Origin of the sequence: Waltera intestinalis, assembly GCF_009695995.1 — a bacterium.
Taxonomy (GTDB): domain Bacteria; phylum Bacillota; class Clostridia; order Lachnospirales; family Lachnospiraceae; genus Acetatifactor; species Acetatifactor intestinalis.
In genome coordinates, this window is the sequence record NZ_VUMU01000005.1 from 18362 (window position 1) to 35116 (window position 16755).

General features: G+C 45.2%; 18 protein-coding genes. All 18 read left to right on the forward strand.

The window, feature by feature from the left end; translation table 11 throughout:
- Window positions 1–14 precede the first annotated feature (14 nt).
- Window positions 15–989, forward strand: coding sequence for a tRNA (adenosine(37)-N6)-dimethylallyltransferase MiaA (miaA, locus tag FYJ59_RS05665; RefSeq protein ID WP_118546908.1), 975 nt, complete (start codon window positions 15–17; stop codon window positions 987–989).
- Window positions 973–2289, forward strand: a complete 1317-nt coding sequence (locus tag FYJ59_RS05670) for a methionine gamma-lyase family protein (RefSeq protein WP_154495874.1) — start codon at window positions 973–975, stop codon at window positions 2287–2289. The genes miaA and FYJ59_RS05670 overlap by 17 nt, the downstream gene beginning before the upstream one ends.
- Before the next feature lie 172 nt (window positions 2290–2461).
- The gene (locus FYJ59_RS05675) at window positions 2462–2701 is read left to right on the forward strand and encodes a DUF4321 domain-containing protein (protein WP_022154427.1); all 240 of its coding nucleotides are present in this window, start codon (window positions 2462–2464) and stop codon (window positions 2699–2701) included.
- Between the two features lie 33 nt (window positions 2702–2734).
- Window positions 2735–3436, forward strand: coding sequence for a RadC family protein (gene radC, locus FYJ59_RS05680; RefSeq protein WP_154495876.1), 702 nt, complete (start codon window positions 2735–2737; stop codon window positions 3434–3436).
- Window positions 3437–3456: 20 nt separating this feature from the next.
- Window positions 3457–4467 carry a rod shape-determining protein gene (gene mreB, locus FYJ59_RS05685; protein ID WP_328597206.1) on the forward strand — a complete coding sequence of 337 codons (1011 nt, stop codon included), beginning with the start codon at window positions 3457–3459 and terminating at the stop codon, window positions 4465–4467.
- An 83-nt stretch (window positions 4468–4550) separates the two neighbouring features.
- Window positions 4551–5354 carry a rod shape-determining protein MreC gene (gene mreC / locus FYJ59_RS05690; RefSeq protein ID WP_328597207.1) on the forward strand — a complete coding sequence of 268 codons (804 nt, stop codon included), beginning with the start codon at window positions 4551–4553 and terminating at the stop codon, window positions 5352–5354.
- Window positions 5344–5883, forward strand: coding sequence for a rod shape-determining protein MreD (gene mreD, locus FYJ59_RS05695; RefSeq protein WP_022154423.1), 540 nt, complete (start codon window positions 5344–5346; stop codon window positions 5881–5883). Before mreC ends, mreD begins: the two co-directional genes overlap by 11 nt.
- Window positions 5873–8758 carry a penicillin-binding transpeptidase domain-containing protein gene (locus tag FYJ59_RS05700; protein ID WP_154495877.1) on the forward strand — a complete coding sequence of 962 codons (2886 nt, stop codon included), beginning with the start codon at window positions 5873–5875 and terminating at the stop codon, window positions 8756–8758. The genes mreD and FYJ59_RS05700 overlap by 11 nt, the downstream gene beginning before the upstream one ends.
- 174 nt (window positions 8759–8932) lie before the next feature.
- On the forward strand, window positions 8933–9604 hold the full coding sequence (locus FYJ59_RS05705) for a septum site-determining protein MinC (RefSeq protein WP_154495878.1): 672 nt from the start codon (window positions 8933–8935) through the stop codon (window positions 9602–9604).
- A 41-nt stretch (window positions 9605–9645) separates the two neighbouring features.
- Window positions 9646–10467: a septum site-determining protein MinD gene (gene minD / locus FYJ59_RS05710; RefSeq protein WP_022154420.1), complete on the forward strand. Its 822-nt coding sequence runs from the start codon at window positions 9646–9648 to the stop codon at window positions 10465–10467.
- 11 nt (window positions 10468–10478) lie between these two features.
- Entirely contained in the window at window positions 10479–10763 is a 285-nt protein-coding gene (gene minE, locus FYJ59_RS05715) for a cell division topological specificity factor MinE (protein WP_118546914.1), read from the forward strand.
- A 26-nt stretch (window positions 10764–10789) separates the two neighbouring features.
- Complete coding sequence (locus FYJ59_RS05720; RefSeq protein WP_118546915.1) at window positions 10790–11896, forward strand: FtsW/RodA/SpoVE family cell cycle protein; 1107 nt, start codon at window positions 10790–10792, stop codon at window positions 11894–11896.
- 31 nt (window positions 11897–11927) lie between these two features.
- Window positions 11928–12323 (forward strand): methylglyoxal synthase, encoded by a 396-nt coding sequence (gene mgsA, locus FYJ59_RS05725; protein ID WP_022154416.1) that lies wholly within the window; start codon window positions 11928–11930, stop codon window positions 12321–12323.
- The gene (locus tag FYJ59_RS05730; protein WP_328597208.1) at window positions 12307–13299 is read left to right on the forward strand and encodes a D-alanyl-D-alanine carboxypeptidase family protein; all 993 of its coding nucleotides are present in this window, start codon (window positions 12307–12309) and stop codon (window positions 13297–13299) included. The genes mgsA and FYJ59_RS05730 overlap by 17 nt, the downstream gene beginning before the upstream one ends.
- Before the next feature lie 87 nt (window positions 13300–13386).
- On the forward strand, window positions 13387–13806 hold the full coding sequence (locus tag FYJ59_RS05735; protein ID WP_118550331.1) for a twitching motility protein PilT: 420 nt from the start codon (window positions 13387–13389) through the stop codon (window positions 13804–13806).
- Window positions 13807–13884: 78 nt separating this feature from the next.
- On the forward strand, window positions 13885–15369 hold the full coding sequence (locus tag FYJ59_RS05740) for an HlyD family efflux transporter periplasmic adaptor subunit (RefSeq protein ID WP_205839465.1): 1485 nt from the start codon (window positions 13885–13887) through the stop codon (window positions 15367–15369).
- Between the two features lie 31 nt (window positions 15370–15400).
- Window positions 15401–16123 carry a YggS family pyridoxal phosphate-dependent enzyme gene (locus FYJ59_RS05745; RefSeq protein ID WP_118550332.1) on the forward strand — a complete coding sequence of 241 codons (723 nt, stop codon included), beginning with the start codon at window positions 15401–15403 and terminating at the stop codon, window positions 16121–16123.
- A 41-nt stretch (window positions 16124–16164) separates the two neighbouring features.
- Window positions 16165–16701 (forward strand): cell division protein SepF, encoded by a 537-nt coding sequence (locus FYJ59_RS05750; RefSeq protein ID WP_022154411.1) that lies wholly within the window; start codon window positions 16165–16167, stop codon window positions 16699–16701.
- The last annotated feature ends 54 nt before the right edge of the window (window positions 16702–16755 follow it).

Consider the following 16755-nt stretch of genomic DNA (forward strand, 5'->3'; position numbering starts at 1 on the left):
AAGGAAGAAAAATTATGTCGGTAACACAATCTGTAAAAAGACCGCTGGTCGTGCTGACCGGTCCCACCGCAGTTGGTAAGACGAAACTGTCTATTGCCCTGGCGAAAGCTATAGGTGGGGAGATCCTGTCAGCCGATTCCATGCAGGTATATAAACATATGGATATCGGATCCGCCAAGATCCGCCCTGAGGAAATGCAGGGAGTGCCCCATCATCTGATCGATATATTGGAGCCGTGGGAAGAATTTAATGTGGTGGTATTTCAGAAACGGTGTCTGGAATGCATGGAACAGATCTATGACAGAGGGCATATCCCAATCCTGGTGGGAGGCACCGGGTTCTATATTCAGGCGGTGCTTCGGGGTATTGATTTTACGGAGAACGAAGAGAACACCGAATACCGGGAAAAAATGGAACAGCTTGCGAAAGAAAAGGGACCGGAAGTACTACATGACATGCTCAGAAAAATTGACCCGGTTTCAGCAGAGAACATTCATACAAACAATATCAAGAGAACCATCCGTGCACTGGAATATTATGAACTGACCGGAGAACCCATCTCTGCGCATAATGAAAGGGAAAAAGAGCGCACGAGCCCATACAATTTCAGCTATTTTGTCCTGACGGATGACAGAGAAAATCTGTATGCGCGGATCGAAACCCGTATCGATGAAATGCTGTCGGAAGGACTGGTGGAGGAAGTCAGAAGCCTGAAAAAAATGGGCTGCCACAGAGGAATGGTATCCATGCAGGGGCTGGGCTATAAAGAGATCCTGGAGTACCTGGACGGAGAATGTAGCCTGGAGGAAGCGGTGTATACTCTGAAGCGGGACACCAGGCATTTTGCCAAGAGACAGCTGACCTGGTTCCGCAGGGAGAACGCAGTTACCTGGCTGGATAAACAGCAATTTGACTATGACGAAGAGAAAATTTTAGAATATATGATAAAGGAATTAGGAGAAAAAGGGATCTATGAAAAACAGCAATAACAGTAATGAAGAAATGTATCTTTCCATGGGGATCAGCAAGACGGTATATGACTATGGATGTGTCATAGAGAAAAGTCTGCGGGAGCGTTTTGACGAGGTGGACCGGAATGCGGAGTATAATCAGTTAAAGGTGGTAAAAGCCATGCAACAGCATCAGGTAAGTGAAGCCTGCCTGCTGGGTACTACCGGCTACGGATATAACGACCTGGGAAGGGATACCTTAGAGGCGGTTTATGCGGCAACGTTCCACACAGAGGATGCTCTGGTGCGTCCCCAGATCACCTGTGGTACCCATGCACTGGCACTGGCTCTGATGAGCAACTTAAGACCCGGAGACGAGCTGCTGTCCCCCGTAGGCAAGCCTTATGATACTTTGGAAGAAGTCATCGGCATCCGCCCTTCTAAAGGGTCTCTGGCAGAATACGGTGTAACCTATCGCCAGGTAGACCTGCTGCCGGACGGAAGCTTTGACTATGATAAGATCCGTGAAAACATTAATGAGAAGACCCATCTGGTAACCATTCAGAGATCCAAGGGATATCAGACCAGACCGACCCTGTCCGTACAGCGGATCGGCGAGCTGATCGCCTTTATCAAAGGCATCAAGCCGGATGTGATCTGTATGGTGGATAACTGCTACGGAGAATTCGTGGAGACGATGGAACCCTCCGATGTGGGTGCGGACATGATCGTGGGATCCCTCATCAAAAATCCCGGCGGCGGACTGGCTCCCATTGGTGGCTATATTGCCGGTAAAAAAGAGTGTGTGGAAAATGCTGCATACCGTCTGACATCCCCGGGACTCGGTAAGGAAGTAGGAGCATCTCTTGGCATTCTGAAGGATTTTTATCAGGGATTTTTCCTGGCGCCTACTGTGACGGCGGGTGCATTAAAGGGAGCGATCTTTGCAGCTAATGTCTATGAAAAATTAGGTTTTGCGGTAGTACCGAACGGTACGGAGAGCAGACATGATATTATCCAGGCGATAACGTTTGGACAGCCGGAAGGCGTCATCGGCTTCTGCCAGGGAATTCAGGCAGCGGCTCCGGTAGACAGCCATGTGACACCGGAACCCTGGGATATGCCGGGATATGATGCACAGGTCATCATGGCGGCAGGGGCATTCGTATCCGGATCCTCCATTGAACTGTCCGCAGATGGTCCCATTAAGCCACCCTATGCCGTATATTTTCAGGGTGGACTGACCTGGCAGCATGCCAAGTTCGGCATTTTGAAATCCCTGCAGGCGTTGCTGCAGAAGGGAATCGTGACAGAAGAACAGCTAAGGCAGGCAATGTAGAACCTGCCAAGGAATACGAATCCTGTAGAAAAAGCGCAAAATAAAATCCACTAAATTTGTGTACAGAAGAAGCTTTTTGTGATAGTATTAAAAGACGTATGGAAGATGGTGGCTCGCGGGGAGCACCCATCGGATCCGGAAAGTGTACACGAAAGAAAGAAGAGGAAGTAGTTTGAAGAGAATAAATTGGGTTTTGGTTGTACTGGTGCTGATCGGATTTGTGATCGGCAGATTTATAGGAACTTACTTTGACGGTACCTTTCTGAATTACGGACAAAATTTCGGACTCAGCAGTCCGGTAGAACTGAATCTTGGTTTTATCATTCTTACGTTCGGGCTGGAGTTCAATATTACCATAGCGAGTGTGATCGGTGTGATCATTTCGTTTGTGGTATATCGTTTTATCCGTTAGATATCATACGTCGGAGAAGGCAGAAGGAGACTTATGCCTGTTAAATTGACACAACAAAGTAACATTAACGCACAGCTGCCCTATGAACGATTCCAACAATTCGGACCGGAGAACCTTACGGAGGCGGAACTTCTGGCAGTCATCCTGCGGACAGGAACCAAAGATACTTCCGCAGTGGAGCTGGCAGAAAAGGTCCTGGCACTGGCAAAATATCCCAGGGAAGGACTTTTGGGTCTGCACGATGTAAGCGTGGAGGAATTGACACAGATCCGTGGGATCGGCATAGTGAAAGCAGTGAAATTAAAATGCATCGCTGAATTATCCAATCGTATGAGCCGGGCGAGAGCAAGCACCGGGATCTGCTTTACCCGTGCGGATATGGTGGCGGAATATTTCATGGAGAAGCTGCGACATAAGGATACAGAATGTGTGTATCTGCTCTGTCTGGATGCCAAGGGACAGTTGATCCGGGAGAAAAAGCTGTCGGACGGCTGTGTGAACATGGCTCTGATCTCTCCCAGAGAGATATTTTTAGAAGCATTGAAAGACAAAGCGGTGAATATCATCCTTGTGCATAACCATCCCAGCGGTGATCCGACGCCCAGCAGAGCGGACAGGGAACTTACCGACAACGTGGCTGGAGCGGGAGAACAGATGGATATTCCACTGTTAGACCACATTATTATCGGGGATAACAGGTATACTAGCTTTAAAGAACAAAAATTATTGAGATGATATAAGAAAGGAAAACGACAGTGTCAAACAACGCATTCGGTATCGACCTCGGTACCAACAATATAAAGATCTATAATCGCAATGATGACAACATTATGATCGAGAAGAATATGATTGCCATCGAGAACAAAAATACTTTATTTGCTTACGGAAACTCTGCATTTGAAATGTATGAAAAAGCGCCCAGTAATATTCATATTTCTTATCCGCTTTCCAACGGTGTGATCGCGGATATTAAAAATATGGAGACTCTGGTGAAGTATTTTATCGGAGATCTGCAAAAAGGCAATACCAAGCCTTCCGATTTCTTCATTGCGGTGCCGACGGATGTCACTGAGGTGGAAAAAAGGGCGTTCTACGATCTGATCAAGGGAGCAAACGTAAAAGCTAAAAAGATCATGGTAGTGGAAAAGGCGGTAGCCGACGGCCTGGGACTGGATATCGATGTGAAAAATTCCCAGGGTGTGCTGGTGGTAAATGTCGGTTACGAGACCACGGAGATCTCCATTCTGTCTTTGGGTGGTATCGTATTAAGCCGTCTGATCAAGGTGGGTGGTATGAAATTTGACGATGCCATCCGTGCCGCGGTCAGAAGAGAATTCTCACTGATCATCGGTGGCAAGACAGCGGAAAATGTAAAGATTGCCCTGAAAGAACTGGAAGAAGAGGGCAAGGGTGCCATCGTATACGGCAGAGATATTGTGACCGGTCTTCCGGTAGAACGTGAGATCCCCACAAAAATGGTGGATGAGTCCCTGGAAGAGCATTTCAATACGATTATCGATAATGTAAAGGTGATTTTGGAGAGAACTCCGCCCGAACTGGCAGCGGATATTTATCGTCACGGCATTTATCTGACCGGCGGCGCATCCCAGGTGAACCATTTAGCTGAGAGACTGGCAACAGGTACCGGACTGCATGTTAATGTAGCAGAGAATCCTCTGACCAGCGTGGCAATGGGACTTGCCAAGATCATCAAGGATGATAACTATAAATCTGTAGCTTACGCAATTGAAGGGATGAGTAAATGAGCCCAGTCGTAAAAAGAAAAGGGGAGAGGTTTACTTTACCGAGTAAATATCTCCTTTTTATTTTAACTATCCTGTGTACTGTAATGATGTTGGTGACCTTCGGGACCAATGTGTTTAACCGCCCGTTTAACCGTGTGGTGGGATATGTGATCGTTCCCTTTGAACAGGGCATCGCTAAGGCGGGAGAATGGCTATCAAACCGTTCGGATGAACTGGTGCAGATCCGCACACTTTTAGCGGAGAATAGTGCCCTAAAGGAGCAGGTGGCATCGCTCACGGAGGAAAACACCCTGCTGCAGCAGGACAAATATGAACTGAATGAATTAAGAGGCTTATTGGAGCTGGATGAGGAATACGGAGATTATAATAAGATCGGAGCCCGGATCATCAGCAGAGATTCCGGCAACTGGTATTCTTCCTTTGTTATTGATAAGGGATCCAATGACGGACTGGCGGACGATATGAATGTTATAGCGGGGGGAGGCCTGGTAGGCCGCATTACTTCTGTGGGTCCGAACTGGTCCAGAGTGACTTCGATCATCTCTGATAATTCCAACGTCAGCGGCATGACACTGGCTACCGGGGATAACCTGATCGTATCGGGAGACCTGCAGCTTATGGCGCAGGGAGTCATTTCCTTTAGCAAACTGGTGGACAGTCAGGATGCGGTTGTGGAGGGAGATAAGGTAGTCACTTCCGATATCAGTGACAAATATCTTCCGAATATCCTGATCGGTTATATCAGCACGATCAATAAGGACACCAACAATCTGACCAAGTCGGGATATTTAACTCCGGTGGTGGATTTTGAACATCTGAGTGAAGTCCTGGTGATCACAGATAAAAAGCAACAGATTCCAAGCGGAGGAAACACGGATGGAAAATAATAGCAGTATCCTGCGAAAAGTGATTGTGACTCTGTTTGTTGTCCTGTGCTTCATTTTACAATGCAGTGTATTTAACAGCCTTGCGCTGGGAGGGATCATTCCCAATCTGATGATCATTCTGACTTCTTCTTTCGGATTTATGAGAGGGGAAAAGGAAGGACTTCTGATCGGTTTTTTCAGCGGGCTGTTATGCGATATCTTTTTTGGCAGTTTTTTAGGTTTCTATGCCATGATCATGATGTACATAGGATTTATAAACGGGAAATTCTGCAGAATCTTTTATCCGGAGGATATTAAATTGCCGTTGGCACTCATTGTGGTGAGCGATATTTCCTATGGACTGTTGTGCTATATTCTGATGTTTCTTCTGAGAGGGCGTTTTCATTTCCCGTATTATTTTACAAGAGTGATCCTGCCGGAAGCACTCTATACCATTGTTGTAACGATCGTGTTATATCCTCTGATTCTGAAAGTGAACCAGAAGCTGGAGGAAAAGGAAAAAAGGAGCGCACAGAAATTTGTTTCATGAAATAAGAGATCACATCATAAATATTGTGACCAGCAGACTGACCGTACTTACCATAATGTTTTTCTTTTTTGCCGGAGTACTGGTCTATCGCTGTTTTAATCTGCAGATCATCAATGGAGAAGAGTACCTGAATGATTTTATTCTGCAGATTGAGAAGACGAGAGATATTACCAGCACCAGAGGCCGGATCCTGGATCGTAACGGTAATGTACTGGCGGAAAATGAACTGGCTTATTCCGTGAAGATCGAGGATGTATTTGAGTCAAGCCGGAATAAAAATGCCGAGGTGAATGATGTTGTGTACCGACTGATCAAGCTGATTGAGAAAAACGGTGACAGCGTCATCACGGATTTTAAAATTGTCATTGATGAGGATGGGGATTATGTCTATTCTGTAGATGGAACCGCATTGCTGCGTTTCCAGGCGGATGTGCTTGGTTATAAGACGGTAGACAAGCTCTCTGAAGAAGAGAAGGCTATGACAGCCCAGGAACTAATGGAATACTTAAGCCGGGCAAAAGGTTTTGCCATCGGACAGTATGAGGATCCGGAAGATCGTACTTCACCTTTTATTGTCGGAAAAGGTTATACGAAGGAAGAATGGCTGCAGATGGTGACCATCCGGTATGCCATGAATCTGACCTCCTTCCGAAAATATGTGGGAACTACCGTGGCAACGAATGTCAGCGAGAAAACAGTTGCTGTCATTATGGAGAATTCCGATCAGTTAGATGGTGTTTCCATTGTGGAAGATACGGTGAGACATTACATAGACAGCAAGTATTTCGCACATATACTCGGTTATACCGGCAAAATCTCTTCCGATGAACTGACGGATCTGAATGAACAGGTGGTGGCAGAAGGCGGAAGCGAGGATGCCTATACCATTAATGATGTCGTAGGAAAAAGCGGCATTGAGTCCTATATGGAGACCACTCTGCAGGGAACCAAGGGCAGTGAAAAAGTGGTGGTAGATAATACCGGTAAGGTAATTACCATCCTGGAGCGGAAAGAGGCCCAGCCGGGAGCGGACGTCTACCTGACCATTGACAAGGATCTTACGGAAGCAGTCTACAATATTGTGGAGCAAAAACTGGCAGGCCTGGTATCCAGCAAGATTATCAATGCCAAAGAGTTTAATCTGCCGGAAAATGCTAAAAGCTCCTCAATTAAGATTCCAATCTATGATGTATATTTTACAATGATCAATAATAATATTCTGGATCACAAACACTTTGAGGCAGAGGATGCCGGCGAAACGGAACGGGCGGTATATGCGGCATATCTGGAGTACAAGCAGGGTGTCTACGACAAACTGAATTATGAACTGACAGAAGGCGGAACTCCTTATAACAAGCTTTCCAAAGAATATCAGGTATACCAGAGCAATATCGTAAGTCTCTTAAGAGACGACGGCGTGATCATGAAGGAACTTGTAGATGACAATGATGCTACTCAGATCGCATGGGCCAAGGATGAAGTCATCTCGCTGAAGGAATATCTCCAGTATTGCATTGCCATGAACTGGATCGATGTAAGCAGACTGGATCTGAATGAAAAGTATTCGGATTCTGCGGAGGTGTATAACAAGCTTCAGGAGTATATCATAGAGACAATTGATCATACTACGGAATTCCAAAAACGATTTTACAAATATATGCTATTAAATGATAAGATCACCGGAAGACAGATCTGCATGCTGTTGTGTGAACAACGTGTGGTAGATATTCCCGCGGAGGATGAAGAGGCATTGTATGCCGGTAAAATGTCGGCATATCAGTTCATGATGAACCGGATCACCAATCTGGAGATTACACCGGCACAGCTGGCGTTGGATCCCTGCAATGCTTCGGTGGTCATTACGGATGTCAATACCGGTGATGTGCTGGCCATGGTGTCTTATCCGGGATATGACAATAACAAAATGGCAAATACTGTGGATGCGGAATATTATGCCCGTCTGAACGCGGACAAATCAAGTCCGCAGCTGAATTTTGCCACACAGTATAAGGCGGCACCCGGATCAACCTTCAAGATCGTATCCGCTACGGCGGGACTGATGGAGAACGTGATCAATCTGCAGACCAAGGTGAATTGTGTCGGAACCTTCACTGAGATCACTCCGTCTCCCAGATGTTGGAAGATCTCCGGACATGGGTATGAAAATGTGACTTCAGCAATCAAGGATTCCTGTAACTATTTCTTCTATAATGTGGGTTACCAGCTGGCAACGAGCAGCGGTAGTTACAATGAAGAAGCAGGTCTGGAGACATTGAGCAAATATGCGGATCTATACGGCCTGACCGATAAGTCCGGGGTAGAGATCGGCGAGTATGCGCCGGATGTATCTACCAAGGACCCGGTGCGTTCCGCCATCGGTCAGGGCAGTAACAGTTATACTACGGTAGGTCTGGCCAGATATGTTACCACGATTGCCAACAGCGGAACCTGTTATAATCTGACTTTGTTGGATAAAACAACGGATTCCCGGGGAAATCTTCTGAAAGAATATCATGCGGAAGTGAGAAATCAGATCGATTTGCCGCAGGAGTATTGGAATGCGTTCCATCTGGGAATGCGACAGGTAGTGGAAAATAAGAAATATTTCAGCGATCTGGCGGTAAATGTTGCAGGTAAGACCGGTACGGCAGAGCAGACGGCATCCAGACCAAACCATGCACTTTTTATCTGCTATGCCCCCTATGAAAATCCGGAGATCGCCATCGCAACGAGAATTCCTTTTGGATATTCTTCTGATTATGCAGCACAGTTTACCAGAGATATTATTAAGTATTATTACGGACTGGCAGAGGAAGATGATCTGATCACCGGCACCGCAGATTCACTGGATAATGCAGTATCCAACGAAATGTAACTATCCGGAGTCAGGTAAACACGGGCAGATGAACGTCGAATGCTGGCATTCGTAAGAGAATCTGACAGGGTTTATATGACGAAGTAACCACATTCGCAAAAGGAAAGCTTCAAAGAAGCGATTATGCGAATGTGGGACTCCGGATAGATAAATTAAAAAGACAGGTACAAGAAAATGAAAGATGCAGTATTGATCAAAAGCTTTACCAACGGAATCACGCTTTTAATGAGAGAAGATGCTTCCCTGGAGGAAATCCTGCAGGAACTTGCAGTGAAATTCACCGAGGCAAAGAATTTCTTCGGATCGTCCACCATGGCATTGTCCATGGAGGGACGTGAAGTCAGTGAAGTGGAGGAGATTCGTATTCTGGATACCATTCGGCAAAACAGTAATGTCAGGATCGCCTGTATTGTCGGTCATGATGAAGCCACGAACAAAAACTTTATTAAGGCACTCCAGCATATGGAGAAAAAGCTTTCCGGCGGTGATGAGGGGCAGTTCTATAAAGGAACTCTGAAAAACCGTGAAGTGATAGAGACGGAGAACAGCATTGTGATCCTGGGGGATGTATACCCCGGAAGTGCTGTGATGTCAGGCGGAAATATCATTATTTTAGGAGGACTGTACGGGGAAGCTTATGCGGGCGGAACCGGCAGGGAAGATTGCTATATCGTAGCGCTTGAAATGGAGCCGGAAAGATTAAAAATCGGCGATTTCAAATATAAAACCAATGCGAAACAGTCGAAATGGGGAATACGCCCCAAAGTACAACCGAAAATTGCACACCTGAAGAATGGGAAGATAGTATTTGATCCCCTTACAAAAGAATTACTGGGTTCTTTTTAAAGAATTCAGGGGACGACAAAATCAAACAGGAGGAATCCCATATGGAACAAAATGTTTCCACGGAGAAGAAAAGCTCCGAAGTCATTGTCGTCACTTCAGGAAAAGGCGGTGTAGGTAAGACCACTACATCCGCAAACGTCGGTACAGGTCTTGCGAAGGCAGGCTGTAAAGTCTGTCTCATTGATACGGATATCGGTTTACGTAACCTGGATGTGGTTATGGGTCTGGAGAACCGTATCGTATACAATCTGGTAGATGTAGTGGAGGGAAATTGCCGGATCAAGCAGGCACTGATCCGGGACAAGAGACATCCCGGACTTTATCTGATGCCCTCGGCGCAGACCAGAGATAAAACGGCGGTAACACCCGGACAGATGATCAAAGTGATCGATCATCTCAGAGAACAGTTTGATTATATTATTCTCGATTGCCCGGCCGGGATCGAACAGGGTTTCCAAAATGCCATTGCCGGAGCGGACAGAGCACTGGTAGTCACTACACCGGAAGTCTCGGCAATCCGTGATGCGGATCGGATCATAGGCTTGCTGGAAGCAAACGGTTTTAAACAGATGGATCTGATCATTAACAGACTACGAATGGATATGGTACGCAGGGGAGATATGATGTCCGCGGATGATGTGGTGGATATTCTGGCAATACCTCTCATCGGAATCATTCCGGATGATGAAAATGTGGTCATTGCCACCAATCAGGGCGAACCTTTAGTGGGAACCGATACCCCCGCAGGAAAAGCTTATTTTAATGTGGTCGAACGACTGAGGGGAAGAGAGATTCCCTTTCTGGATTTCGAAAAGGGAGTATCTTTTTGGACGAAAGTAACCGGTATTTTTCGAAAAGCATAGGAAGGGGAAGGATGAATATGAAGCATTTTTTTCGCAGGAAAAGTTCCTGCCAGGTTGCAAAAGACCGTCTGAAGATCCTTCTGATATCGGACCGGGTAAATTGTTCCCCCGAAATGATGGAACTGATCAAGGCGGACATTACCAAAGTGATTTCCAAATACATGAGAATCGATACCGACCATATGGAGATAGAGATACAGGCAAAAGGCGGCAACAAAAGCGGGAGAAATAAATCCCCCAGCCTGATTGCAAATATACCGATTCTTGATCTGCAGAAAACTGCGAAAATACCGTAAGTACATAAGAGAGAAAGGCCGGATAAATGTTTAAGAACTATAGATTGCGGGATTATGATTTTAAATTAATAATACTGGTGCTGGCCCTGTCTGCCGTGGGAATTATGACCATCGGCAGCGCGGAGCCTGCCCAGCAGAGCAGGCAGATGGCTGGAGTTGCTGCCGGCGTGGTGATTATGATCGCCCTTTCTTTTTTTAATTATTCTGTGATACTAAAATTGTACTGGCTGATGTATATCGGCAATCTGGTACTGTTGGGACTGGTCATTATAATGGGTGAGGAAGGAAACGGTGCGCAGAGATGGCTGAAGATCGGCGGACTACAGTTTCAACCTTCAGAACTTGCAAAAATTTTATTGATTTTATTCTTTGCACAGTTTATTATGAAGTATAAGGAAAAGCTGAATACTTTTCGTGTGATCGCTTCAATTGCTGTACTGATGGGAGTACCGTGGATCATGGTACTGAAACAGCCGGCACTGTCTACCAGTATTGTACTGATCTTTATCTTCTGTGTGATCCTGTATGTCGGAGGCATCAGTTATAAGCTTGTCTTCGGAGCATTGGCGGTAGCGATACCGGCGGTGGTGATACTGGTATCTCTGGCGATGCAGCCGGATAGTACCATATTGGAAACCTACCAGAAAAATCGTATCCTTGCCTTTGTAAATCCGGAAGAATATTCCACGGATCTGGCGTATCAGCAGCTGAACTCCGTGATGGCAATCGGTTCCGGCGAACTGGATGGCAAGGGATATAAAAACAATGAGATCACATCTGTGAAGAACGGCAATTTCCTGTCGGAAGCGGAAACCGATTTCATATTTGCGGTAATCGGTGAAGAGTTCGGATTTAAGGGAAGTATAGCAGTCATTATTCTTCTGTTGCTTACGGCAATGGAGTGTATTTCCGTAGCAGTAAGGGCTAAGGATGTCGCAGGGACTATTATTGCAGCGGCCATGGGGGGACTGATCGCATTCCAGAGTTTTGTAAACATAGGAGTGGCTACATTTATTCTCCCCAATACGGGACTTCCTTTACCGTTTGTAAGTTACGGACTGACATCTTTGCTCAGTCTGTATATAGGAATGGGTATTGTACTGAATATTCGACTGCAGGCAAGGAAAAGCTGAGAATAATAGAAGAAAAGAAGGGGTATAGAATATGAACATTGCACTGATCGCACATGATGCCAAAAAGAAATTGATGCAGAACTTTTGCATTGCATATCGTGGAATCCTGAGCAAAAATGAATTATATGCAACCGGTACCACCGGACGACTGATCGAAGAGGTTACAAATCTCAATGTTCACAAATACCTGGCCGGACACTTGGGCGGAGAACAGCAGATTGGTGCACAGATTGAGCATAATGAAATTGATCTGGTAATTTTTTTGCGGGATCCGCTGGCACCGAAGGCACATGAACCGGACGTGAGCAATGTAATGCGTCTCTGTGATATGCATAATATTCCACTGGCAACAAATCTGGCAAGTGCTGAACTGTTGATCAAGTCCTTAGACAGAGGAGATTTAGAGTGGCGTGAAATGTATAAATAGATTTTGCAGAATACGATTTTCCTGCATAGCTGCGTTACTTTGCGTGTTTCTGCTGACAGGCTGCGGCAATATTTCCTATACATTTCCGTACAATGTAAATTCCAATGTCAGCAGCTTTAATGTGCTGGCGGGAACCGGCGCCGGGAAAGCAGATGCGTTTGCATCGGATCTCTGTGTGGTTACGGAAGACCGAATGGGGGATGGAAGCGTGGATATGACGCAGGCATCCGCGGCAATGCTGTTTGATGTGAACAACCGTGAAGTGTTGTATTCCAAAAATGCACATGAAAGATTATATCCGGCCAGCCTTACCAAAGTGATGACTGCACTGGTGGCTCTGAAAAACGCATCCCTGGATACGGTGCTTACAGCTACGGATTCCGTGAAGATCAATGAATCCGGGGCCCAGCTGTGCGGACTGAAGTCCGGAGATACTATGACACTTGATCAGGCATTACATATTCTTTTAATGTATTCGGCCAATGATGCAGCTATGCTGATTGCGGAAAATGTTGGCGGAAGTGTGGATCATTTTGTGGAAATGATGAATGAAGAGGCTATGCGGCTTGGGGCGACCAACACCAGCTTTGCCAATCCCCATGGACTTTCGGATGACAATCATTTTACCACCGCATATGACCTTTACCTGATTTTCAATGAAGCTATCAAATATGATTCTTTTAATGAAATCATTCATATGACTTCTTATCAGACAACCTTCTACGACAAGGACGGCAAGGCAAAAGAGCTTACGGTGAATAATACCAACCGTTTTTTGAAAGGTGACTTCAATGCACCGGAAAATATTACCGTCATCGGCGGTAAAACCGGTACGACCAATGCGGCCGGACATTGCCTGATTCTGCTGTCTAGAGATGTGAACGGCGCACCGTATATATCCGTTATATTGAATTCATCGGCCAGCGATGTCCTATATCCTGAGATGGTACAATTACTGGAGCAAATCAACAAATAGATGTTGTTTTTTAAGGGTATATAAACTATAATAAAGTAAATAGGTTGCGTGAATTCCTATAAATTTTACGACAGGAGGGTTACACCAATGGTTCAGTTGATTGTAGGCAAAAAGGGTAAGGGCAAGACAAAGCAGCTGTTGGACAAAGTAAACAGCGAGGTAAAGGATATTTCGGGCAGTATCGTATATCTGGACAAAAGTACGAAACATATGTATGAACTGAACAACAAGGTGCGTCTGATTGACGTTTCCCGTTATATGATCGAGAATGCGGACGAATTTTTAGGGTTCGTGTGCGGTATCATTTCTCAGGATCATGATCTGGAACAGATGTATTTTGACAGCTTTCTGAAGATTGCAGCACTGGAAGGCAAAGATATTTCAGCTGTGATTGAGAAGCTGGACAAAATGAGCGATTTCTTCCAGGTAGATTTTATCCTCAGCGTATCGATGGATGAATCCGAATTACCGGAGGCTGTTAAGGATAAGATCATCGTATCTTTGTAAGAAAACGTATTATAATTTTCACGTATGAGAAGCCTCGGATGCCAACCGGGGCTTCTCAAGTGAAAAGGAGGTTTCCTGATGGCAGAACGACAGAATAAAGTAAAAAAATACAGAAAACCTCTGAACCTTAATATCGGCATGCTTATTTTTGGTGCCATTTTTATTTATGTGATCATTTGCGTGATCATGTATTTTCAGACAGATCACATTGTCCGTTATGAAGTAACAGAAGGCTCTCTTGCTACAAATAATATTTACAAAGGAATTGCCATCCGCAAAGAAGAGGTAGTCAGCACAGATACCGCAGGGTATGTGAATTTTTATGCGCGAGAGGGAGAGCGTGTCGCTAAGGGAGATACGGTATATATTGTTGATGAGACCGGACGGCTGAGTCAGGAATTAGAAGATGCCAGCCTTGGGGAAAACACCCTGAGCAATCAGGAACTTTCCGAGTTCCGAAATGAAATTGTGAATTTTATGCATGGGTATGATGATGTTACTTATGAAAGTACCTATGATTTTAAATATTCTTTAAAAAATACGGTATTAAAACTGGCAAATGTAAATATGCTGCAAAGCATAAAAAATGAAAACGGCGGTTCAACAGCCAATATTGTCAATTTTTGCTATGCACCCACCACGGGAATCGTAGCTTATTGGACGGATGGCTATGAAGGCCTGACGGTAGAAGGTGTGACGGAGGCTGTTTTTGATCATAAGGACTACGAGAAAAAACAGATGCTGGGTAATGAACTGATGGCAGTGGGAGATCCAGTGTACAAGCTGTCTACCGATGAGAACTGGTCTGTGGTGATCCCCATAGATGCGGAACGTGGTGCCCAGATCCAGCAGGAAGATTATGTAAAGGTCCGTTTTCTGAAGAACCAGTATGAATCCTGGGGGCAGGCAAAGCTGTTCACCGGAAGTGACGGGAACACCTTTCTGTCTCTTACCTTTACCAATTCTATGGTAACATTTATATCCGATCGTTTCCTGGATATTGAGCTGATCTTAAACGATGAGACGGGACTGAAGATCCCGAATTCCTCTATTGTGGAGAAAGAATTTTTCCTGATCGACGAAGACTTCGTTTCGACAGATGAAAACACGGGAACCCAGGGTGTCATCAGACAGTGCTATCTGGAAAACGGCAATATATCCAGTGAATTCGTGGAGACGGATGCCTATAGCTATGATGAGACAGAAGGCGTGTATTACATGGATACTTCCGTGCTTAAGGCGGGAGATGTTCTATATAAGACGGACAGTCAGGATACCTATACGGTGAGCAAACGTGCAACGCTGATCGGCGTGTATAATGTCAACAAGGGATATGCGGATTTCAAACAGATCAATATTCTGTATCAGAATGATGAGTATTCCATTGTGAGGGCAAACACAACCTATGGTCTGAATGTATATGACTATATAGTCCTGGACGGTTCGGCGGTATCGGATGATCAGATCATTACGAATATTAAGAAGACCGGTACCAATAAGACGGATACTACGGTCAGTGGTGATGATATGGCCCCGGAGAACAGTCCGGTGCCGGAATGGTAAGATAAGCTGAAAAGGACGGCGGATATTTAAAATGCAGACGACTGAGCAGAGCAAAACACTGGCAAAAAATTATAATGCCGTAAAGGAAAATATAAAAAAAGCCTGCGAACAGGCAGGCAGATCACAAGAGGAAGTTACTCTATTGGCGGTAAGCAAGACAAAGCCGGTGGATATGCTTATGGATGTCTACCATGCGGGTGCCAGGGACTTCGGAGAGAATAAAGTACAGGAACTGGTGGACAAGATACCACAGCTGCCTTCGGATATCAGATGGCACCTGATCGGACACTTACAGCGTAATAAAGTAAAATATATTGTGGACAAGGTCTACCTGATCCACAGTGTGGACAGTCTCAGACTGGCAGAGGAGATCAGCAGGGAAGCTGTGAAGAAGCAGGTGGAAGTCAATATTCTGATTGAAGTCAATGTGGCACAGGAAGAGAGCAAGTTTGGTACCACAACAGAAGAGACCGAAAAACTGGTTCGCGATATTTCGTTTTTACCAGGTGTACATATTAAGGGACTTATGACTATCGCTCCTTTTGTTGAAGACCCGGAGGAAAACAGGATATATTTTCGGAAACTTAGACAATTAGCTGTTGACATCGGAAATAAAAACATTGATAATGTTTCTATGAGCATACTTTCCATGGGAATGACAGGAGATTATACGGTGGCAGTACAGGAAGGTTCTGCAATCGTCAGAGTCGGAACCGGTATATTCGGAGAGCGAGATTACAGTAAGACGATATAAAGAATATTTTAAGAAGATTTTAATAAAGGAGACTCGTAAGCATGGGTGTAATGGATAAGTTCCTGAATTATATGAAACTGAACGATGAAGAAGATGAAGGTTTCTATGATGATGATTATCTGGATGATGAGGAAGAAGTAGAGCCTGTGAAAAAGTTCGGCGCTGCCAAGAACAGACAGCAGGCACAGGATGAGGAGGCTCTGGATGATAAGGGAAAGCGTACTTCACAGCCCAAGGTTACTCCGATCCATCGTACCGTTACCAAGAAAATGCCCGGAACCGGCATGGAAGTCTGTGTGATCAAACCTACTTCTGTAGAGGATGCACGGGAGATTACAGAGACACTTTTGGCGAACCGGACAGTGGTACTGAACCTGGAAGGTCTGGATGTGGATATTGCACAGAGGATCATTGATTTTACTTCCGGATCCTGTTTTGCAATCTCAGGTAATTTACAGAAAATATCGCATTATATATTTATCATCACACCGGCAAGCGTAGATATCTCCGGTGATTTCCAGGATATTTTCGGTGGCGCCGGATCCTTTGAAATGCCTATTAACAACGGAATGTCATAAAATGTCATAGACGGATAACTTCCTGCAGCTGGCTGTAGGAAGTTTTTTAAAAGA

What these genes read in the sequence shown, in the direction of transcription:
- FYJ59_RS05720 (WP_118546915.1), top strand. Translation starts at nt 10,790, where the DNA reads ATGTTTAAGAACTATAGATTGCGGGATTATGATTTTAAATTAATAATA.
- FYJ59_RS05705 (WP_154495878.1), top strand. Translation starts at nt 8,933, where the DNA reads ATGAAAGATGCAGTATTGATCAAAAGCTTTACCAACGGAATCACGCTT.
- minD (WP_022154420.1), top strand. Translation starts at nt 9,646, where the DNA reads ATGGAACAAAATGTTTCCACGGAGAAGAAAAGCTCCGAAGTCATTGTC.
- FYJ59_RS05735 (WP_118550331.1), top strand. Translation starts at nt 13,387, where the DNA reads ATGGTTCAGTTGATTGTAGGCAAAAAGGGTAAGGGCAAGACAAAGCAG.
- FYJ59_RS05750 (WP_022154411.1), top strand. Translation starts at nt 16,165, where the DNA reads ATGGGTGTAATGGATAAGTTCCTGAATTATATGAAACTGAACGATGAA.
- mreC (WP_328597207.1), top strand. Translation starts at nt 4,551, where the DNA reads ATGATGTTGGTGACCTTCGGGACCAATGTGTTTAACCGCCCGTTTAAC.
- minE (WP_118546914.1), top strand. Translation starts at nt 10,479, where the DNA reads ATGAATATGAAGCATTTTTTTCGCAGGAAAAGTTCCTGCCAGGTTGCA.
- mgsA (WP_022154416.1), top strand. Translation starts at nt 11,928, where the DNA reads ATGAACATTGCACTGATCGCACATGATGCCAAAAAGAAATTGATGCAG.
- FYJ59_RS05745 (WP_118550332.1), top strand. Translation starts at nt 15,401, where the DNA reads ATGCAGACGACTGAGCAGAGCAAAACACTGGCAAAAAATTATAATGCC.
- FYJ59_RS05740 (WP_205839465.1), top strand. Translation starts at nt 13,885, where the DNA reads ATGGCAGAACGACAGAATAAAGTAAAAAAATACAGAAAACCTCTGAAC.
- miaA (WP_118546908.1), top strand. Translation starts at nt 15, where the DNA reads ATGTCGGTAACACAATCTGTAAAAAGACCGCTGGTCGTGCTGACCGGT.
- radC (WP_154495876.1), top strand. Translation starts at nt 2,735, where the DNA reads ATGCCTGTTAAATTGACACAACAAAGTAACATTAACGCACAGCTGCCC.
- mreD (WP_022154423.1), top strand. Translation starts at nt 5,344, where the DNA reads ATGGAAAATAATAGCAGTATCCTGCGAAAAGTGATTGTGACTCTGTTT.
- FYJ59_RS05670 (WP_154495874.1), top strand. Translation starts at nt 973, where the DNA reads ATGAAAAACAGCAATAACAGTAATGAAGAAATGTATCTTTCCATGGGG.